Below are 19,179 nucleotides of genomic sequence, written 5' to 3' on the forward strand. Positions count from 1 at the left end.
TTTAAAAAGTGGGGGTTGCCGGTCAGCGATCGGGTAACGCTTTGTGAATCGGCGGAAGAAGTGCTGGCGTTCTATCACAAAGTGGAAGAAGACCGCCCGACGCTGGGCTTTGATATCGACGGCGTGGTGATTAAGGTCAACTCACTGGAACAGCAGGAGCAGCTTGGCTTTGTCGCGCGTGCCCCGCGCTGGGCGGTAGCGTTTAAATTCCCGGCGCAGGAGCAGATGACCTTTGTGCGTGACGTCGAGTTTCAGGTTGGGCGTACTGGCGCGATTACGCCTGTTGCGCGTCTGGAACCTGTCCATGTTGCTGGCGTGCTGGTGAGTAACGCAACCTTACACAATGCGGATGAAATCGAACGTCTTGGTTTACGCATTGGCGATAAAGTGGTGATTCGCCGCGCTGGCGACGTGATCCCGCAGGTGGTTAACGTCGTGCTTTCTGAACGCCCGGAAGATATCCGTGAGGTTGTATTCCCGACGCATTGTCCGGTATGTGGTTCTGACGTTGAGCGTGTGGAAGGTGAAGCGGTTGCCCGCTGTACCGGTGGCCTGATTTGCGGAGCGCAGCGTAAAGAGTCGCTGAAACACTTTGTTTCCCGCCGTGCGATGGATGTTGACGGAATGGGTGACAAAATCATCGATCAGCTGGTTGAAAAAGAATATGTCCATACTCCGGCAGATCTGTTCAAACTCACCGCAGGCAAACTGACCGGACTGGAGCGTATGGGGCCAAAATCGGCACAAAACGTGGTTAACGCGCTAGAAAAAGCGAAAGAAACCACCTTTGCTCGCTTCCTCTATGCACTTGGCATCCGTGAAGTCGGCGAGGCCACCGCAGCAGGTCTGGCGGCATATTTCGGCACGCTGGAAGCGCTGGAAGCCGCTTCGATTGAAGAGCTGCAAAAGGTGCCTGATGTTGGCATTGTCGTTGCATCCCACGTTCACAACTTCTTTGCCGAAGAAAGCAACCGCAATGTCATCAGCGAGCTGTTGGCGGAAGGTGTTCACTGGCCTGCGCCGATCGTTATCAACGCGGAAGAGATTGACAGCCCGTTTGCTGGTAAAACCGTGGTGCTTACGGGCAGCTTAAGCCAGATGTCGCGTGATGACGCTAAAGCTCGACTGGTTGAACTGGGCGCGAAAGTCGCGGGCAGCGTGTCGAAGAAAACCGATCTGGTGATTGCCGGAGAAGCGGCAGGTTCTAAACTGGCGAAAGCGCAGGAACTGGGCATTGAAGTCATCGACGAAGCGGAAATGCTGCGTTTGCTGGGTAGCTGAGATGGAAAAAGAGCAGCTGATTGAAATAGCCAATACGATAATGCCGTTTGGCAAATATAAAGGGCGTCGCTTAATCGACCTGCCGGAGGAGTATCTGCTGTGGTTTGCCCGCAAAGATGAATTCCCGGCAGGGAAGCTCGGTGAGCTAATGCAAATCACGCTGCTGATTAAAACCGAGGGGCTGACGCAACTGGTCCAGCCCCTGAAGCGTCCGCTTTAAGCTTTATCGGCGCTGCTTTCCTGCTGTGCCTGTAACTGTTCGGTCTGGCGTTTGTATCGACGCGCCAGCACCGCACAGACCATCAATTGGATCTGATGGAAAATCATCAGGGGCAGCACCATCATACCGATCACCGATGTGGGGAACAGAATGTTTGCCATCGGGATGCCATTTGCCAGACTCTTTTTCGAACCACAAAAGACGATAGTAATTTCATCTGCCTTATTGAAGCCCAGTCGGCGTGCCATAAAGACGTTAACTACAATCACGATAGCCAGAAGAACGCAGCTGACCACCACGATAAACAGCAATGATCCCCAGCCAACTTTATGCCAGATACCATTAACGACGGCTTCGCTGAACGCTGTATAAACCACCAACAGAATGGACGTCTGGTCAGTTTTCGCAATCCATTTTTTATTGCGCGACACCCAGTCACCAATCCACGGCCGGGAAAGATGCCCCAACACAAACGGCAGCAGCAGTTGCAGCATAATTTTACCGACCTGCTCAAGGCTGCCCCCTGCACCGTGAACATTCATCACCAGACCAACCAGCAATGGTGAAAGGAAAATCCCCAGCAGGCTGGATGCTGACGCAGAACAAACCGCCGCCGCGACGTTACCGCCCGCCATTGACGTGAAGGCGATTGCAGACTGCACGGTAGCCGGGAGAATGCACAAGTAGAGAAAACCGGAGTAGAGCATCGGGTCGACATTTACCGGTTTCCACCAGGCAAACAGTACACCCAGAATCGGAAACAGCACGAAGGTGCTGCACATTACCCACAAATGCAGTCGCCAGTGACCACCGCCAGCAATAATCGCCTCACGCGACAACTTCGCGCCGTGCATAAAGAACAGCAGGGCAATCGCTGCGGTGGTCAGATTTTCAAAGAAGGGGACGAAATCGCCTCTGGCCGGAAAGAAAGAGGCCAGCAACACCACCGTGATCAGGGTTAAGGTGAAAGGATCGAGGATACGAAAAAGTTTCATAAAGACTCCAGATGATCGATGGTTCTATTGTGCTTCTTCCAGTTTGAGAAATAAAATTGATTTATTGCATCCATTCATGAAGAAAACAGATGAATTATTCTTTAAAACAATTAAAGGTTTTCGTCACAGTAGCGCAGGAGAAAAGTTTTAGTCGTGCAGGAGAGCGTATCGGCCTGAGCCAGTCGGCAGTGAGTCACAGTGTGAAGGAACTGGAAAATCATACTGGTGTTCGCCTGCTGGACAGAACCACGCGTGAAGTGGTGCTTACAGATGCAGGGCAGCAGCTGGCTTTGCGTCTTGAGCGACTGCTGGATGAACTGAACAGCACGTTGCGCGATACCGGGCGTATGGGGCAACAACTGAGCGGAAAAGTTCGGGTCGCTGCCAGCCAGACCATTTCCGCGCATCTTATTCCGCAATGCATTGCTGAAAGCCATCGCCGCTATCCAGATATTCAGTTTGTCCTGCACGATCGTCCGCAGCAGTGGGTGATGGAAAGTATTCGCCAGGGAGATGTCGACTTTGGCATCGTCATCGATCCAGGCCCAGTGGGCGATCTGCAATGTGAAGCGATTCTTTCCGAGCCTTTCTTTCTGCTTTGCCATCGCGATAGCGCTTTGGCCGTCGAAGATTATGTACCCTGGCAGGCATTACAGGGAGCGAAATTGGTGTTGCAGGATTACGCGTCAGGCAGCCGACCGCTGATTGACGCAGCGCTGGCGCGCAATGGTATTCAGGCGAATATTGTGCAGGAGATTGGACATCCGGCGACGCTGTTCCCGATGGTAGCCGCAGGCATCGGCATCAGTATTCTTCCTGCACTGGCGCTACCATTGCCTGAAGGTAGCCCACTGGTGGTTAAGCGCATTACGCCGGTGGTTGAACGCCAGTTGATGCTGGTGCGCAGGAAGAACCGTTCACTTTCCACCGCCGCTGAAGCGTTATGGGACGTGGTACGAGACCAGGGCAATGCGCTAATGGCTGGGCGGGAAGGGGATCCGTTGTATCAGATATAGAGTGAATTCATACTGCCGGGAGCCCCGGCAGTAATCAATCAGAAGTTAAATTTGATGGAGTAGATTATCGCATCCTGGTAAAAATCTTCGCCCAGTTTGTCATCCGCATATCGATACTGAATCCCCGTAGTAATGTGTGATGTTGCATTCCACCACAGTGCAACTGCGCCATTCAGCCCTTCTTTACCGCCATTACCCGCTGCATAGGTAGCGTCACGGTCAAACTCGTACTCGTTCCAGTTGGTAAGAGTGAATTTCTCGCTGCCCAGCATAAAGTTGTAACCTGCAACCCAGCCGGCGACATAGCCGTTGTCGCCAGTGTAATAGGTTTGATCTGTATAACGCTTAGCAAAGAACGGTTTGAACCACCAACCGCTGCCGGTGAAATTGTAGCCGATACCGTACAGGAACATATCGTCGTGGAAATTCACGCGATTCGCAGAACCGTAGGTGCCATACGCATGCAAGTAGAGATTAAATCCGGTGTCACCCAGGTAAATACGGTTGGTATTTTTAAAGGTATAACGCTGCTCGCTACCTGGTTTATTATGGCGACCGTTATAGAAGTTTTCCCAGTCGAAGAACCCGTACATTTCTCCCCAACTAAAGTTAGCGCCACCTTCAAATTCAAGATAACCAAAATCATCTTTGTGTGATTTGGTCGACGATTTTTCGGTAGTCCGGCTGGTCCAGTCCAGATAATGCACGCCGATATCTGCAAAACCGCCTTTAAATTCTGCATGAGATACAACAGGTATCGCTAATATAGAGGAAAGTGTCAGAGTTAAAAGATGTTTTTTCATAGCATAATTCCCTATGCCGATCGTTATTAGTAGATTGCTTAATAAAGTGGTTTGCTAAAAACGACATATTGTTAATGCAAAGGAATTAATATCGCCAATACAGTTTTTACCGTGGATTAATAGAGAAAAGATATAAATCCATCGATATCGAATCGCTATTGAATGCGTGAGAAAAGTGTATTGGTAAGAGCCGGGACAACCTCGCTATAAAAAGGCGTTAGATTCCACCCTACAGAAAAAGGATATGTATGTCTCAGGTTCAATTTTCTCATAACCCGCTGTTTTGCATAGATATTATCAAGACTTATAAACCTGATTTCACGCCACGAGTGGCCTTTATTTTAGGTTCCGGGCTCGGCGCGCTGGCCGATCAGATTGAGAACGCTGTCGCAATTTCCTACGAAAAGCTGCCGGGCTTCCCGGTAAGTACGGTACATGGTCATGCGGGGGAGTTAGTGCTGGGCCATCTCCAGGGCGTACCGGTGGTATGTATGAAAGGTCGCGGACATTTCTACGAAGGTCGTGGAATGACCATTATGACTGACGCAATTCGTACCTTTAAGCTGCTGGGCTGCGAGCTACTGTTCTGCACCAATGCGGCAGGCTCGCTGCGTCCGGAAGTGGGGGCAGGCAGCCTGGTCGCATTGAAAGATCATATCAACACCATGCCCGGTACGCCGATGGTGGGTCTTAACGATGATCGTTTTGGAGAGCGCTTCTTCTCACTGGCAAATGCCTACGATGCGGAATACCGCGCACTGTTACAAAAAGTGGCGAAAGAAGAGGGTTTCCCTCTGACGGAGGGCGTGTTCGTCTCGTATCCGGGGCCGAATTTCGAGACTGCGGCGGAAATTCGCATGATGCAAATTATTGGTGGGGATGTTGTTGGTATGTCTGTGGTGCCTGAGGTTATTTCAGCTCGCCATTGCGACCTTAAAGTCGTTGCGGTCTCTGCGATTACCAATATGGCGGAAGGTTTAAGCGATGTGAAATTGTCACATGCGCAAACGCTGGCGGCTGCGGAGCTCTCTAAGCAGAACTTCATCAACCTTATTTGTGGCTTTCTGCGCAAAATTGCCTGAGAAAAACAATAAGAAACGGCCTCGCGGGTGAGGCCAAATGATGCGACAAGGAAACGATTATGAGCATCGCGATGCGCTTAAAGGTAATGTCCTTTTTGCAATATTTTATCTGGGGGAGCTGGCTGGTTACCCTCGGCTCTTACATGATTAATACCCTTCATTTCACCGGCGCTAATGTTGGCATGGTTTACAGTTCCAAAGGGATCGCCGCGATTATTATGCCTGGTATAATGGGGATCATCGCAGACAAATGGCTGCGCGCAGAACGTGCATACATGCTGTGTCACCTGGTGTGTGCGGGCGTACTTTTTTATGCGGCATCCGTAACTGATCCGGATATGATGTTTTGGGTGATGTTAGTCAATGCGATGGCGTTTATGCCGACTATTGCGTTATCGAACAGCGTCTCTTATTCCTGTCTTGCCCAGGCAGGGCTTGACCCGGTGACCGCTTTCCCGCCCATTCGCGTTTTTGGTACGGTGGGGTTCATTGTCGCGATGTGGGCAGTAAGCCTGCTGCATCTGGAATTGAGTAGTCTGCAGCTGTATATCGCGTCCGGTGCGTCATTGCTGCTGTCGGCTTATGCGCTGACTTTGCCGAAGATTCCGGTTGCGGAGAAAAAAGCGACCACATCGCTTGCCAGCAAGCTGGGTCTGGATGCCTTCGTGCTGTTTAAAAATCCACGCATGGCCATCTTTTTCCTCTTTGCCATGATGCTGGGTGCGGTACTGCAAATTACCAACGTTTTTGGTAATCCGTTCCTACATGATTTCGCCCGTAACCCGGAGTTTGCTGACAGTTTTGTGGTGAAATATCCCTCCATTTTACTGTCAGTTTCACAGATGGCAGAAGTGGGCTTTATACTGACTATCCCATTCTTTTTAAAGCGATTTGGCATTAAAACCGTCATGCTGATGAGTATGGTGGCCTGGACGCTGCGCTTTGGCTTCTTCGCCTATGGCGATCCGTCAACAACCGGATTTATTTTGCTGCTGCTGTCGATGATTGTTTATGGCTGTGCATTCGATTTCTTCAATATTTCTGGTTCGGTATTTGTCGAACAGGAAGTTGATTCCAGCATTCGTGCCAGCGCGCAGGGGCTCTTTATGACCATGGTAAATGGTGTCGGCGCATGGGTTGGCTCGATTCTGAGTGGCATGGCAGTAGATTACTTTTCGGTGGATGGCGTAAAAGACTGGCAAACTATCTGGCTGGTGTTTGCAGGATATGCTCTTTTTCTCGCAGTGATATTTTTCTTTGGGTTTAAATATAATTATGACCCTGAAAAGATAAAGCATCGAGCGGTGGCTCATTAAAAGGATTCGCAGCTCTGCTCTTCAGAGCTGCTTTTATGATAAAGGTTAATTAGTGAAAGATATTTTATTTTCTTCCGGCGTTGGTTTTGGCATTGGTGCTTTGTTTACAATCGTGCGCTTGCCTATTCCTGTACCAAATGTATTACCAGGTATATTATCCATTGTGTTTATGTATGTCGGATATCTGGTGGTGAAATACTTTATGCCATGATAATTTAATACGATGTATTTATTATATGGAGCACTTAATTATGGAACGCGTATACAGAACAGATCTTAAGTTGCTCCGTTATTTTCTTGCCGTAGCGGAAGAGTTGCATTTTGGCCGCGCAGCAGCGCGTTTAAATATGTCTCAGCCTCCGCTCAGTATTCATATTAAAGAGCTGGAAAATCAACTCGGCACGCAGCTTTTTATTCGCCATTCGCGCAGCGTCGTACTGACACACGCGGGCAAAATCTTGATGGAAGAATCGCGTCGATTGCTGGTGAATGCTAATAATGTATTGGCTCGGGTTGAACAAATAGGTCGGGGAGAAGCAGGGCGGATTGAACTCGGCGTAGTGGGAACGGCTATGTGGGGACGGATGCGCCCGGTTATGCGGCGATTCCTCAGGGAAAATCCTAACGTTGAAGTTCTTTTTCGCGAAAAGATGCCCGCGATGCAAATGGCCCTGCTGGAACGACGTGAACTCGATGCCGGGATCTGGCGAATGGCGACAGAACCACCGACAGGTTTTACCAGCTTACGGTTGCATGAATCGGCGTTTCTGGTGGCGATGCCTGAAGAGCATCATCTCTCATCATTTTCCACCGTTCCGCTGGAAGCGCTACGTGACGAGTATTTTGTTACAATACCGCCCGTGTACACTGACTGGGATTTTTTGCAGCGAGTTTGCCAGCAGGTGGGATTTTCACCGGTTGTTATTCGCGAAGTTAATGAACCGCAAACGGTACTCGCCATGGTCAGTATGGGTATTGGTATCACATTGATAGCGGACAGCTACGCACAAATGAACTGGCCAGGTGTCATTTTCCGTCCGCTCAAACAGCGCATCCCTGCAGATTTATATATTGTTTATGAAACACAGCAGGTGACGCCCGCGATGGTTAAGCTGTTGGCTGCATTGACACAGTAGGTGAGGAGACAGGAATTGCCGGAAATAGTCGTCTGCTAAGTGAAGCGCATCAGGCAATTTCGCAAATCGCAGATAGCAAAAAAGCGCCTTTAGGGCGCTTTTTTACATTGGTGGGTCGTGCAGGATTCGAACCTGCGACCAATTGATTAAAAGTCAACTGCTCTACCAACTGAGCTAACGACCCGAAGTGGTGGGTGATGACGGGATCGAACCGCCGACCCCCTCCTTGTAAGGGAGGTGCTCTCCCAGCTGAGCTAATCACCCCCGCTGTGTGGAGTCGCATTATAGGGAGAGTTCAAAATGAGTCAACGCATTTTCTAAAGAAATTGTTCGTTCGTCGTAAATTTAAGCAAGATGATCGCAAAACAGACCGTGTTGCGCAATTTGTCAACGAAAACAATAATGCGTAAGGTAGAAACCCGAACTACATTGAGGAATCAGGCGGGAGTGATAGAATATCGCCCACTCAATTTTTCCAGGATTTGCCGGTTGTCGGCATCTTTCTAAACGTAAGGCCATTTCATGAAAATCAAAACTCGCTTCGCGCCAAGCCCAACAGGCTATCTGCACGTTGGCGGCGCGCGTACTGCTCTTTACTCCTGGCTTTTTGCACGTAACCACGGCGGTGAGTTCGTGCTGCGTATTGAAGACACCGATCTTGAGCGTTCCACGCCGGAAGCTATCGAAGCCATTATGGATGGCATGAACTGGCTGAGCCTGGAGTGGGATGAAGGTCCGTACTACCAGACCAAACGTTTTGATCGCTACAATGCGGTGATCGATCAGATGCTGGAAGAGGGCACTGCTTATAAATGCTATTGCTCTAAAGAGCGCCTGGAAGCGCTGCGCGAAGAGCAAATGGCGAAAGGTGAGAAGCCGCGTTATGACGGTCGCTGCCGCCACAGCCATGAGCATCATGCTGATGATGAACCGTGTGTCGTGCGTTTTGCTAATCCGCAGGAAGGTTCTGTTGTTTTTGACGATCAGATCCGTGGTCCGATCGAGTTCAGCAACCAGGAGCTGGATGATCTGATTATCCGCCGTACCGATGGTTCCCCAACCTATAACTTCTGTGTGGTTGTCGATGACTGGGATATGGAAATCACCCACGTTATCCGTGGCGAAGACCATATCAACAACACGCCGCGCCAGATCAACATTCTTAAGGCCCTGAAAGCGCCGGTGCCGGTTTACGCGCACGTTTCTATGATCAATGGCGATGACGGTAAAAAACTGTCCAAACGTCACGGGGCAGTCAGCGTAATGCAGTATCGTGATGACGGTTATTTGCCAGAAGCACTGCTGAACTATCTGGTGCGTCTGGGCTGGTCCCACGGCGATCAGGAAATCTTCACTCGTGAAGAGATGATCAAATACTTCACTTTGAATGCCGTCAGCAAATCTGCCAGTGCGTTCAACACCGACAAGCTGCTGTGGCTGAACCATCACTACATTAACGCGCTGCCGCCGGAGTATGTTGCTACTCACTTACAGTGGCACATTGAGCAGGAAAATATCGATACCCGTAACGGCCCGCAGCTGGCTGATCTGGTGAAACTGCTGGGCGAACGCTGCAAGACGCTGAAAGAGATGGCACAGAGCTGCCGTTATTTCTACGAAGATTTTGCTGAGTTCGATGCCGATGCGGCGAAAAAACATCTGCGTCCGGTAGCGCGTCAGCCGCTGGAAGTGGTTCGTGACAAACTGGCCGCGATTACTGACTGGACCGCTGAAAACGTTCATCACGCTATTCAGGCGACGGCGGATGAGCTGGAAGTGGGTATGGGTAAAGTTGGTATGCCGCTGCGTGTCGCCGTAACCGGTGCGGGGCAGTCTCCAGCACTGGATGTTACCGTTCACGCAATTGGTAAGACCCGCAGTATCGAGCGTATCAACAAAGCGCTGGATTTTATTGCTGAACGCGAAAATCAGCAGTAATTAGCGTGTAAAAAGATAAACGGCAGGAGATAATATCCTGCCGTTTTTTATTTATGCTGATTCGTCAATATCGAGACGGGCGAGGAAATTGCGAATTCCTTCACGTGACAAAAATTGCGCGACTTTTTCCTGCTCAATGTCTGTCATATTATCTATCGCGTTGATGATTTGTCGATACGCCGGGGCGCGTGCTCCAGGAGCGTATTCAGCAATTCTCTCTTCAGCTTCCATCAACATTGGTGTGTTATGGAAGGCTGGCGTGTTCTGAATAAACTCGCAAACTTGCGTATCGACCAGAATAAGTCTGGCACGACCGCCTTTCACGCCGGGAAATTTTTCCGTTTTCCAGCCTTTTTCTCTGATCCAACGGTTAACAGTTTGTTTAGCCACACCGAGGCATTCAGCCAGTTCTTCGGTGGTCATTTTGTTGCGTAATCTTTTCATATTATTTGCTATCGCGAATCCCTAAGCGTTGTAACAATCCGATAATCCCTTCCCGCAGAAGCAAGGATGTAAACTGTTTTTGTTCAACTGGCGTCATCTCTTTCGCCAGTGTCACCAGCAATACTTCAAGCGGCGCATCACCAGAAAGGGCAGGCGCTTCTCCCTGACCTTCTGGACGTTCAGCATTGCGAATATATTCACGAACCTGTTCATTGACGTGAACCAGTCGGGCTTTGCCACCCTGGACGCCAGGTTTTGGTGACGTTGTCCAGCCTTCCTTGCGTACCCATTTATTAATGGTCTGGCGGCTATAGCCGGTCAGTCTGGCAAGTTCATCTGGTGTCATCCTCTCCTTGAACATAACAATTCCCTGAATGTATGTGGGTCTATTAGTAGTTCATTTTATAACACCACTTTACAGGAAACCGTGACATGAATAACTACTGAATGCGAGCGGTTTTCCAAAATTGTTCATTTGCCTGATTTTTCAGCGATTGAAACTACACGTTGCAATTTGCCGTTGACACATTCGGGCGGAATTCATATGATGCCGCCCGTCAACTCGACAAGCTTTACGTGACGGGGCTATAGCTCAGCTGGGAGAGCGCTTGCATGGCATGCAAGAGGTCAGCGGTTCGATCCCGCTTAGCTCCACCAAATTTCCAACCCTCGCTGCAAAGCGGGGGTTTTTTGTCTCTGCTTTTTGCCGCTTTTGTAATACAGTCTACGTCCGGGTTAGTGCCGCCTGGTGAAAGCATCATTGGATGAAAAATCGGCAACAGGCTGGCCCCCTGTTTGCTTCGCGATGCGAATAAACTTATTATTTGTGTGCCTGAAAACCCCGATCAGTGAGAGTAGTGTACTCATGTTTGTGGAGCATAACCTGATAAAAAATATCAAGATATTCACACTAGCGTTTACGCTCACCGTGGTACTTATTCAGCTATCCCGTTTTATTTCGCCACTTGCCATTATCCATTCCAGTTATATCTTTCTGGCGTGGATGCCACTGTGCGTAATGCTGTCAATCTTGTTTATCTTTGGCTGGCGCGGTGTCGTTCCCGTTTTATGCGGGATGTTTTGCACCAATCTGTGGAACTTTCATCTCTCTTTTTTACAGACTGCGGTCATGCTCGGTAGCCAGACGTTTGTCGTGTTGTGTGCCTGCGCAATATTACGCTGGCAGCTGGGGACGCGTTGGCGTTATGGATTGACCAGCCGATATGTCTGGCAACGTCTGTTCTGGCTTGGTTTGGTGACGCCGATCGGCATCAAATGCAGCATGTATCTTGTGGGGAGCTTCTTTGATTTCCCGCTAAAGATATCCACCTTTTTCGGCGATGCGGATGCCATTTTCACGGTCGTTGATTTGCTAAGCCTTTTCACCGCTGTGCTGATTTACAACATGCTTTTCTACTATCTCACTCGCATGATTGTAAGTCCCCACTTTGCGCAGATATTGTGGCGCAGGGATATCGCTCCGTCGTTGGGCAAAGAGAAACGCGCATTTACCTTAAGCTGGCTGGCAGCGTTAAGCGTGCTGCTACTTCTGTTGTGCACACCTTATGAAAACGACTTTATTGCCGGTTACTTGGTACCCGTTTTCTTCATCATCTTTACCCTCGGGGTCGGTAAGCTTCGCTATCCGTTTTTAAATCTCACCTGGGCTGTTTCAACGCTTTGCCTGCTGAATTACAACCAGAACTTTTTGCAAGGGGTGGAAACCGAATATTCGCTGGCATTTATTCTTGCGGTGCTGATTTCCTTTAGCGTTTGCCTGCTCTATATGGTGCGCATTTATCATCGCAGTGAATGGCTTAATCGCCGCTGGCATTTGCAGGCGCTGACAGATCCGTTAACGCTCCTACCCAACTTTCGTGCGTTGGAACAAGCGCCGGAGCAAGAGGCGGGCAAGAGTTTTTGCTGCCTGCGCATTGATAATCTTGAGTTTATGAGTCGTCATTACGGCTTAATGATGCGCGTTCACTGTATCCGCTCAATTTGCCGTACGCTGCTGCCGTTGATGCAGGAAAACGAAAAGTTGTATCAATTGCCGGGTAGTGAACTGCTGTTAGTGCTGAGCGGGCCGGAAACGGAAGGGCGACTCCAGCATATGATTAACATCCTGAATAGTCGGCAAATTCACTGGAACAATACCGGGCTGGATATGGGCTATGGTGCTGCCTGGGGGCGTTTTGATGGAAATCAGGAAACCCTGCAACCCTTGTTGGGGCAGTTAAGCTGGCTGGCGGAGCAATCCTGCGCACATCATCATGTGCTGGCGCTGGATAGCAGAGAGGAGATGGTTTCCGGGCAGACCACTAAACAGGTGCTATTGCTGAATACCATTCGCACGGCGTTAGATCAGGGTGATTTGCTGCTCTACGCCCAGCCAATTCGCAACAAAGAGGGTGAAGGTTATGATGAGATCCTCGCGCGACTGAAATATGACGGCGGCATTATGACCCCGGATAAGTTTCTGCCCCTTATTGCTCAGTTTAACCTTAGCGCGCGTTTTGATTTGCAAGTGCTGGAATCCTTGTTGAAGTGGCTGGCAACACACCCTTGCGACAAAAAAGGACCGCGCTTTTCAGTCAATTTAATGCCGCTCACGCTGCTGCAAAAGAATATTGCCGGGCGGATTATTCGTCTGTTTAAGCGTTATCACATCTCCCCGCAGGCGGTCATTCTTGAGATCACCGAGGAGCAGGCGTTTTCTAACGCAGAAAGCAGCATGTACAACATCGAGCAGCTGCATAAGTTTGGTTTCCGGATTGCGATTGATGACTTTGGCACCGGATATGCCAACTACGAACGGTTAAAGCGTTTGCAGGCTGATATCATCAAAATTGATGGCGTCTTTGTGAAAGATATTGTCACGAATACGCTGGATGCGATGATTGTGAGATCAATTACCGATCTGGCGAAAGCGAAGTCATTGAGTGTGGTCGCGGAGTTTGTCGAGACGCAACAGCAGCAGGCGCTATTGCATAAGCTCGGGGTGCAATATCTGCAAGGGTATTTGATTGGTCGCCCGCAGCCATTAGCTGATTAACAGGCGTAAAAAAGCCGGGGAATGATCCCCGGCTTTTTTATGTATGGTTTTACAGCACCAGTGCTGCGATTGACGCAGACAGCACACTCACCAGGGTAGAGCCGTAAACCAGTTTCAGACCGAAGCGAGAAACCACGTTACCTTGCTCTTCATTCAGGCCTTTAACTGCACCTGCGATAATCCCGATTGAAGAGAAGTTAGCGAAGGAAACCAGGAACACAGAGATGATGCCTTCAGCACGCGGAGAGAGCGTGGAAGCAATTTTCTGCAGATCCATCATCGCAACGAACTCGTTGGAAACCAGTTTGGTCGCCATGATACTGCCCACTTGCAGTGCTTCACTGGAAGGAACACCCATCACCCATGCAATCGGATAGAAGATGTAGCCCAGGATGCCCTGGAAGGAGATGCTGTAGCCAAACCAGCCAGTAACGGTGGCAAACAGTGCGTTCAGCGCGGCGATCAGGGCGATAAAGCCGATCAGCATCGCGGCAACGATAATGGCAACTTTGAAACCTGCCAGAATGTATTCACCCAGCATTTCGAAGAAGCTCTGACCTTCGTGCAGGTTGGACATCTGGATGTTTTCTTCACTGGCATCAACACGGTAAGGATTGATCAGCGACAGCACGATAAAGGTGCTGAACATGTTCAGTACCAGCGCAGCAACGACGTATTTCGGTTCCAGCATGGTCATGTATGCACCAACGATGGACATCGACACGGTGGACATTGCCGTGGCAGCCATGGTGTACATACGATTACGGGAGATTTTGCCGAGGATATCTTTATAGGCAATAAAGTTTTCAGACTGACCCAGAATCAGGGAGCTGACGGCGTTAAAGGATTCCAGTTTGCCCATACCGTTGACTTTGGAGAGCAGGAAACCAATTGCGCGGATAATAACCGGCAACACGCGAATGTGCTGGAGAATACCGATCAGTGCAGAGATAAAGACGATTGGGCACAGCACTTTCAGGAAGAAGAATGCCAGGCCTTGATCATTCATGCTACCAAAGACGAAGTTAGTCCCTTCGTTGGCAAATCCGAGCAGTTTTTCGAACATTTCGGAGAAGCCTTTCACGAAGCCTAAACCAACGTCGGAGTTCAGGAAGAACCACGCCAGTAACACTTCGATAACAAGCAGTTGAATAACATAACGGATACGAATTTTTTTGCGGTCGCTGCTTACCAGCAGTGCGAGAATCGCAACAACGGCAAGTGCCAGTACAAAATGAAGGACGCGGTCCATATTTGCTCCAAATATGAGGCAGGTTAAATTTCCGTGCACATTCTATGTAACATGGTTAAGGAAAACGAGATCTGACACACACTATAATGACGTCCTGTGACAAGCTTCAAAAATAGTGATCTGTCATACATTTCTGCTATGTTGTGTATGGAAGCTGAAAGTTATGTAAATGTGCTAACATTAAACATAACCATAACATTCAAGTCATCAATCTTTTCGTAGTCATAATCCTGGTCTATCAAAGAAATCACCACAACCCATTCAAATGAATTTGATAATCATTCTCGTTTGGCATAGCATGAAACATAGCAAAGGCTATGTTTTAGAGGCACAAGATGACGAACTATCGCGTTGAGAGTAGCAGCGGACGGGCGGCGCGCAAGATGAGGCTCGCATTAATGGGACCTGCGTTCATTGCGGCGATTGGTTATATCGATCCCGGTAACTTTGCGACCAATATTCAGGCGGGTGCTAGCTTCGGCTATCAGCTACTGTGGGTTGTCGTTTGGGCCAACCTGATGGCGATGCTGATTCAGATCCTCTCTGCCAAACTAGGGATTGCCACCGGTAAAAATCTGGCGGAGCAGATTCGTGATCACTATCCGCGTCCCGTAGTGTGGTTCTATTGGGTTCAGGCAGAAATTATTGCGATGGCAACCGACCTGGCGGAATTTATTGGTGCGGCGATCGGTTTTAAACTCATTCTTGGTGTTTCGTTGTTGCAGGGCGCGGTGCTGACGGGGATCGCGACTTTCCTGATTTTAATGCTGCAACGTCGCGGGCAAAAACCGCTGGAGAAAGTGATTGGCGGGTTACTGTTGTTTGTTGCCGCGGCTTACATTGTCGAGTTGATTTTCTCCCAGCCTAACCTGGCGCAGCTGGGTAAAGGAATGGTGATCCCGAGTTTACCTACTTCGGAAGCGGTCTTCCTGGCAGCAGGCGTGTTAGGGGCGACGATTATGCCGCATGTGATTTATTTGCACTCTTCGCTCACTCAGCATTTACATGGCGGTTCGCGTCAACAACGTTATTCCGCCACCAAATGGGATGTGGCTATCGCCATGACGATTGCCGGTTTTGTCAATCTGGCGATGATGGCTACAGCTGCGGCGGCGTTCCACTTTTCTGGTCATACTGGTGTTGCCGATCTTGATGAGGCTTATCTGACGCTGCAACCGCTGTTAAGCCATGCTGCGGCAACGGTCTTTGGGTTAAGTCTGGTTGCTGCCGGACTGTCCTCAACGGTGGTGGGGACACTGGCGGGGCAGGTGGTGATGCAGGGATTCATTCGCTTCCATATCCCGCTGTGGGTGCGTCGTACAGTCACCATGTTGCCGTCATTTATTGTCATTCTGATGGGATTAGATCCGACACGGATTCTGGTTATGAGTCAGGTGCTGTTAAGTTTTGGTATCGCCCTGGCGCTGGTTCCACTGCTGATTTTCACCAGTGACAGCAAGTTGATGGGCGATCTGGTGAACAGCAAACGCGTAAAACAGACAGGCTGGGTGATTGTAGTGCTGGTCGTGGCGCTGAATATCTGGTTGTTGGTGGGGACGGCGCTGGGATTGTAGTTGAATGAGCGTCGCATCTGGCACTATTGGCGGATGCGGCGTAAACGCCTTATCCGCCCTACGCGTTAAAGAGCCGGTTTGTAGGCCTGATAAGACTCGCTAGCGTCGCATCAGGCATTGTGTTCCATTGGCGAATGTGTTTAATGGCGGTGTCCATGTCCGCGGCCTTTTCCGCGATGATCGTCACGATCGCGCCAGCCTTCACGATAGCCACGCTCATACGCTTTACGCTTATCCCAGCCACGATGATAGCCATTATCATGACGCCACCAGCGGTTTTTACGCCACTCATAATTGCGATGCCAGTAGTCACGGTCGCGCCAGTGACCACCGTCCCAGTAATTACCGTAATGATCGCGATCGCCAATTTGTAATTTGATTGATGGCAGTAGGGTGATTTCACCTGCGTTTGCTGCAAGCGGGGTAAATGCCATCAGGGCGGCCGCCAGAAACAGTGACCTGAACATTGTTATTCTCCTTCACGATCGAAGCCGTCAGCGGCCTGTTAACGCAATATTACGGGGAGGTAAAGCCCCGTATCATCGCCATAACTCTTAAATCATAAAGGAGAGCATTTTTTGCTAAACGTTATCGTGGGGTGGCTGTTGCTTCGGACGATTGACCATCATCATCGGCTTACCTGCTAATAACAGCCATGCCGGAAGCATGACGATACAGAGCAGCGGTAGCAATGTGGTATTGGGTACAACGACCGCCGCCATAAAAAGACTTAACCAGCCATCGCGTGTTACCACCAGCACGATGCCGAGAATAGCGCAAGAAACGGTTATTGCCGCTGGTACGGCGGGTACGTGCTCATGCAGCATCAACCCTAATGCCACGCCGACAAACACTGCCGGGAAGATTCGCCCACCGCGAAAGCCACTGGCGGCAGCAACGACCAGGGCGGCAAGTTTAATTACCGCCAGCAAAAAGTAATCGCTGGTGCTGAAAGCCTGATTTGCCACCATCTGCTGCATCTCATCCAGCCCTTTAAACAGCGAAACTGGTCCACCAATAACCCCCAGAATACCGAGAATAAATCCGCCAATACCCAGCACGAGCACCGGATTTTTCATTTGATTCATCATCGCGTGCAACCGTGGTAAGCACCATACGGCGACCATCCCTGCTGCGATGGCAATCGCCGCGACAATTGCACCGCTGAGAATATCGGTCATTTCCATCTGTCCGTAATGCGCAATGGGCAGTGAAAAATGGGGATGGAAAAATAATCCGGTAGTAAGTGCACCAGCTGCTGCCGCCATTAATGGCGCAAAAAGACGATCCCATAGCGGAACTTCACTACTGCCATTTAAGGTTTGCGAAAATATCAACGCCGCCGCAACAGGTGTACCAAACAGCGCGCCGATGGTTCCGGCAGAGGCTAAAATAGTCCACTCCATTCGGTTGACGCGCGGTAACAGACGAGCGCCAATGGCAACCGCAAGGGCGATATTGACGGTCATGATCGGATGTTCCGGCCCCAGGCTGACGCCGCCAGCAAGACCGAGAATTAATGCTACGATAAGTCCTGGTAGCGCAGAGGGCGGAACTGGTGCGCCGATCAGCGGTTCACAGGCGGGGTCTGGTCCGGCATGACCCTGGCTGAAACGGATAACCAACCCCACCGCAATACCCGTTAGCGTTAATACACCGATGATCCAGAGAGGTGAATCCTGGGCTATCCCCAGAGTTCCCGGCAGTCGTTGCCAGAGCAAATTCTGTAATACCGAGGCGATTTTCATCACCACAATCAGAATAAGACTGGACGCAATCCCAATTGCCACGGCGGGGAGCGATAATAACAACATGGTTCTGGCTCGCGGATGGAGCATGTTCTATTCCTTATGCGGGGTCAGATACTTAGTTTGCCCAGCTTGCAAAAAGGCATCGCTGCAATTGGTGCTGAAACGATAAAGTAAATGTGTGACCCAGATCGATATTTACAGGGAGCCTGCCTTTCCGGCGTTGTTGTTATGCCCCCAGGTATTTACAGTGTGAGAAAGAATTATTTTGACTTTAGCGGAGCAGTTGAAGAATGACAAAGTATGCATTAGTCGGTGATGTGGGCGGCACCAACGCACGTCTTGCTCTGTGTGATATTGCCAGTGGTGAAATCTCGCAGGCTAAGACCTATTCAGGGCTTGATTACCCCAGCCTCGAAGCGGTCATTCGCGTTTATCTTGAAGAACATAAGGTCGAGGTGAAAGACGGCTGTATTGCCATCGCTTGCCCAATTACCGGTGACTGGGTGGCAATGACCAACCATACCTGGGCGTTCTCAATTGCCGAAATGAAAAAGAATCTCGGTTTTAGCCATCTGGAAATTATTAACGATTTTACCGCTGTATCGATGGCGATCCCGATGCTGAAAAAAGAGCATCTGATTCAGTTTGGTGGCGCAGAACCGGTCGAAGGTAAACCTATTGCGGTTTACGGTGCCGGAACAGGGCTTGGGGTTGCGCATCTGGTCCATGTCGATAAGCGTTGGGTAAGCTTGCCGGGCGAAGGCGGTCACGTTGATTTTGCGCCGAATAGTGAAGAAGAGGCCATTATCCTCGAAATATTGCGTGCGGAAATTGGTCATGTTTCGGCGGAACGCGTGCTTTCTGGTCCTGGGCTGGTGAATTTGTATCGCGCAATTGTTAAAGCCGACAACCGCCTGCCAGAAAATCTCAAGCCAAAAGATATTACCGAACGCGCGCTGGCTGACAGCTGCACCGATTGCCGCCGTGCGTTGTCGCTGTTTTGCGTCATTATGGGCCGTTTTGGCGGCAATCTGGCATTAACGCTGGGAACCTTTGGTGGGGTTTATATTGCTGGCGGTATCGTGCCGCGCTTCCTTGAGTTCTTCAAAGCCTCTGGTTTCCGTGCCGCATTTGAAGATAAAGGACGCTTTAAAGAATATGTCCATGATATTCCGGTGTATCTCATCGTCCATAACAATCCGGGTCTTCTCGGTTCCGGTGCACATTTACGCCAGACCTTAGGTCACATTCTGTAAATCCTTCCTGTTATATCGGGAGGTAACTCTCCCGATAATCTTTTAAATCATACAGTTAAT

At 49.9% G+C, this 19,179-nt stretch carries 18 protein-coding genes and 3 tRNA genes; 12 read left to right on the forward strand and 9 right to left on the reverse strand.

Translation table 11 applies throughout. The annotated features are described in order from the left end of the window. Both ligA and QZF50_RS09090 read left to right on the forward strand, forming a co-directional pair. On the forward strand, positions 1–1,281 hold a 1,281-nt coding region (gene ligA / locus QZF50_RS09085; RefSeq protein WP_290388860.1), incomplete at its 5' end, for an NAD-dependent DNA ligase LigA. A 1-nt stretch (position 1,282) separates the two neighbouring features. After that, on the forward strand, positions 1,283–1,501 hold the full coding sequence (locus QZF50_RS09090) for a DUF3820 family protein (protein WP_000410201.1): 219 nt from the start codon (positions 1,283–1,285) through the stop codon (positions 1,499–1,501). On the opposite strand, the gene QZF50_RS09095 is transcribed toward QZF50_RS09090, so the two are convergent. Continuing rightward, entirely contained in the window at positions 1,498–2,496 is a 999-nt protein-coding gene (locus QZF50_RS09095) for a bile acid:sodium symporter family protein (RefSeq protein WP_000765604.1), read from the reverse strand. The genes QZF50_RS09090 and QZF50_RS09095 overlap by 4 nt on opposite strands. A gap of 89 nt (positions 2,497–2,585) precedes the next feature. Here QZF50_RS09095 and QZF50_RS09100 point away from each other — a divergent pair, with 89 nt between their 5' ends. After that, positions 2,586–3,512 carry a LysR family transcriptional regulator gene (locus QZF50_RS09100; RefSeq protein ID WP_001109794.1) on the forward strand — a complete coding sequence of 309 codons (927 nt, stop codon included), beginning with the start codon at positions 2,586–2,588 and terminating at the stop codon, positions 3,510–3,512. Between the two features lie 38 nt (positions 3,513–3,550). Here the strand turns inward: QZF50_RS09100 and QZF50_RS09105 are convergent, their stop codons facing one another. Then, complete coding sequence (locus QZF50_RS09105) at positions 3,551–4,315, reverse strand: outer membrane protein OmpK (RefSeq protein WP_000716421.1); 765 nt, start codon at positions 4,313–4,315, stop codon at positions 3,551–3,553. A 248-nt stretch (positions 4,316–4,563) separates the two neighbouring features. On the opposite strand from QZF50_RS09105, the gene xapA reads away from it, so the two are divergent. Genes xapA through xapR form a run of 4 tightly spaced genes read left to right on the forward strand, consistent with a single transcriptional unit; the run spans position 4,564 to position 7,849 of the window. Then, a complete protein-coding gene (gene xapA, locus QZF50_RS09110) occupies positions 4,564–5,397 on the forward strand; it encodes a xanthosine phosphorylase (RefSeq protein ID WP_000084573.1) in 834 nt (277 codons plus the stop codon). A 59-nt stretch (positions 5,398–5,456) separates the two neighbouring features. After that, the gene (gene xapB, locus QZF50_RS09115) at positions 5,457–6,713 is read left to right on the forward strand and encodes a xanthosine/proton symporter XapB (RefSeq protein ID WP_000020403.1); all 1,257 of its coding nucleotides are present in this window, start codon (positions 5,457–5,459) and stop codon (positions 6,711–6,713) included. 52 nt (positions 6,714–6,765) lie between these two features. After that, complete coding sequence (locus QZF50_RS09120) at positions 6,766–6,924, forward strand: DUF1427 family protein (RefSeq protein ID WP_000651752.1); 159 nt, start codon at positions 6,766–6,768, stop codon at positions 6,922–6,924. 40 nt (positions 6,925–6,964) lie between these two features. Continuing rightward, complete coding sequence (gene xapR, locus QZF50_RS09125; RefSeq protein ID WP_023568650.1) at positions 6,965–7,849, forward strand: DNA-binding transcriptional regulator XapR; 885 nt, start codon at positions 6,965–6,967, stop codon at positions 7,847–7,849. 108 nt (positions 7,850–7,957) lie between these two features. Here the strand turns inward: xapR and QZF50_RS09130 are convergent. Continuing rightward, positions 7,958–8,033 (reverse strand) — tRNA-Lys (locus tag QZF50_RS09130). 4 nt (positions 8,034–8,037) lie between these two features. Beyond that, positions 8,038–8,113: transfer RNA gene (locus QZF50_RS09135), tRNA-Val, on the reverse strand. A 258-nt stretch (positions 8,114–8,371) separates the two neighbouring features. Here QZF50_RS09135 and gltX point away from each other — a divergent pair. Continuing rightward, on the forward strand, positions 8,372–9,787 hold the full coding sequence (gene gltX, locus QZF50_RS09140; protein ID WP_000695655.1) for a glutamate--tRNA ligase: 1,416 nt from the start codon (positions 8,372–8,374) through the stop codon (positions 9,785–9,787). 51 nt (positions 9,788–9,838) lie between these two features. On the opposite strand, the gene QZF50_RS09145 is transcribed toward gltX, so the two are convergent. Together QZF50_RS09145 and QZF50_RS09150 are read right to left on the reverse strand one after the other, a co-directional pair. Continuing rightward, complete coding sequence (locus QZF50_RS09145; protein ID WP_000826503.1) at positions 9,839–10,231, reverse strand: YfeC-like transcriptional regulator; 393 nt, start codon at positions 10,229–10,231, stop codon at positions 9,839–9,841. Position 10,232: 1 nt separating this feature from the next. Further along, complete coding sequence (locus QZF50_RS09150) at positions 10,233–10,592, reverse strand: YfeC-like transcriptional regulator (protein WP_000472021.1); 360 nt, start codon at positions 10,590–10,592, stop codon at positions 10,233–10,235. A 220-nt stretch (positions 10,593–10,812) separates the two neighbouring features. Between QZF50_RS09150 and QZF50_RS09155 the strand changes: the two genes are divergently transcribed. Together QZF50_RS09155 and QZF50_RS09160 are read left to right on the forward strand one after the other, a co-directional pair. Then, positions 10,813–10,888: transfer RNA gene (locus QZF50_RS09155), tRNA-Ala, on the forward strand. A 208-nt stretch (positions 10,889–11,096) separates the two neighbouring features. Continuing rightward, complete coding sequence (locus tag QZF50_RS09160; protein ID WP_001299660.1) at positions 11,097–13,286, forward strand: sensor domain-containing phosphodiesterase; 2,190 nt, start codon at positions 11,097–11,099, stop codon at positions 13,284–13,286. 49 nt (positions 13,287–13,335) lie between these two features. Here the strand turns inward: QZF50_RS09160 and nupC are convergent, their stop codons facing one another. Further along, positions 13,336–14,538, reverse strand: a complete 1,203-nt coding sequence (gene nupC, locus QZF50_RS09165) for a nucleoside permease NupC (protein ID WP_000376337.1) — start codon at positions 14,536–14,538, stop codon at positions 13,336–13,338. 335 nt (positions 14,539–14,873) lie between these two features. Between nupC and QZF50_RS09170 the strand changes: the two genes are divergently transcribed. Continuing rightward, positions 14,874–16,112: an Nramp family divalent metal transporter gene (locus QZF50_RS09170; RefSeq protein WP_000186369.1), complete on the forward strand. Its 1,239-nt coding sequence runs from the start codon at positions 14,874–14,876 to the stop codon at positions 16,110–16,112. 140 nt (positions 16,113–16,252) lie between these two features. Here the strand turns inward: QZF50_RS09170 and ypeC are convergent, their stop codons facing one another. Next, positions 16,253–16,579 (reverse strand): DUF2502 domain-containing protein YpeC, encoded by a 327-nt coding sequence (gene ypeC, locus QZF50_RS09175; RefSeq protein WP_000490072.1) that lies wholly within the window; start codon positions 16,577–16,579, stop codon positions 16,253–16,255. A 114-nt stretch (positions 16,580–16,693) separates the two neighbouring features. Next, positions 16,694–17,950, reverse strand: coding sequence for an ion channel protein (locus QZF50_RS09180; RefSeq protein WP_000903152.1), 1,257 nt, complete (start codon positions 17,948–17,950; stop codon positions 16,694–16,696). Between the two features lie 203 nt (positions 17,951–18,153). Here QZF50_RS09180 and glk point away from each other — a divergent pair, with 203 nt between their 5' ends. After that, entirely contained in the window at positions 18,154–19,119 is a 966-nt protein-coding gene (glk, locus tag QZF50_RS09185) for a glucokinase (RefSeq protein ID WP_000170352.1), read from the forward strand. Positions 19,120–19,179 lie beyond the last annotated feature (60 nt).

Origin of the sequence: uncultured Escherichia sp. (assembly GCF_948475835.1) — a bacterium.
GTDB lineage: Bacteria > Pseudomonadota > Gammaproteobacteria > Enterobacterales > Enterobacteriaceae > ECMA0423.

Excerpts from the sequence above, each read along its gene's own strand:
- xapA (WP_000084573.1), top strand. The coding sequence starts at position 4,564 with ATGTCTCAGGTTCAATTTTCTCATAACCCGCTGTTTTGCATAGATATT.
- QZF50_RS09150 (WP_000472021.1), bottom strand. The coding sequence starts at position 10,592 with ATGTTCAAGGAGAGGATGACACCAGATGAACTTGCCAGACTGACCGGC.
- glk (WP_000170352.1), top strand. The coding sequence starts at position 18,154 with ATGACAAAGTATGCATTAGTCGGTGATGTGGGCGGCACCAACGCACGT.
- QZF50_RS09090 (WP_000410201.1), top strand. The coding sequence starts at position 1,283 with ATGGAAAAAGAGCAGCTGATTGAAATAGCCAATACGATAATGCCGTTT.
- xapB (WP_000020403.1), top strand. The coding sequence starts at position 5,457 with ATGAGCATCGCGATGCGCTTAAAGGTAATGTCCTTTTTGCAATATTTT.
- QZF50_RS09105 (WP_000716421.1), bottom strand. The coding sequence starts at position 4,315 with ATGAAAAAACATCTTTTAACTCTGACACTTTCCTCTATATTAGCGATA.
- QZF50_RS09160 (WP_001299660.1), top strand. The coding sequence starts at position 11,097 with ATGTTTGTGGAGCATAACCTGATAAAAAATATCAAGATATTCACACTA.
- QZF50_RS09145 (WP_000826503.1), bottom strand. The coding sequence starts at position 10,231 with ATGAAAAGATTACGCAACAAAATGACCACCGAAGAACTGGCTGAATGC.
- gltX (WP_000695655.1), top strand. The coding sequence starts at position 8,372 with ATGAAAATCAAAACTCGCTTCGCGCCAAGCCCAACAGGCTATCTGCAC.
- QZF50_RS09100 (WP_001109794.1), top strand. The coding sequence starts at position 2,586 with ATGAATTATTCTTTAAAACAATTAAAGGTTTTCGTCACAGTAGCGCAG.
- nupC (WP_000376337.1), bottom strand. The coding sequence starts at position 14,538 with ATGGACCGCGTCCTTCATTTTGTACTGGCACTTGCCGTTGTTGCGATT.
- ypeC (WP_000490072.1), bottom strand. The coding sequence starts at position 16,579 with ATGTTCAGGTCACTGTTTCTGGCGGCCGCCCTGATGGCATTTACCCCG.
- xapR (WP_023568650.1), top strand. The coding sequence starts at position 6,965 with ATGGAACGCGTATACAGAACAGATCTTAAGTTGCTCCGTTATTTTCTT.
- QZF50_RS09170 (WP_000186369.1), top strand. The coding sequence starts at position 14,874 with ATGACGAACTATCGCGTTGAGAGTAGCAGCGGACGGGCGGCGCGCAAG.
- QZF50_RS09180 (WP_000903152.1), bottom strand. The coding sequence starts at position 17,950 with ATGCTCCATCCGCGAGCCAGAACCATGTTGTTATTATCGCTCCCCGCC.
- QZF50_RS09095 (WP_000765604.1), bottom strand. The coding sequence starts at position 2,496 with ATGAAACTTTTTCGTATCCTCGATCCTTTCACCTTAACCCTGATCACG.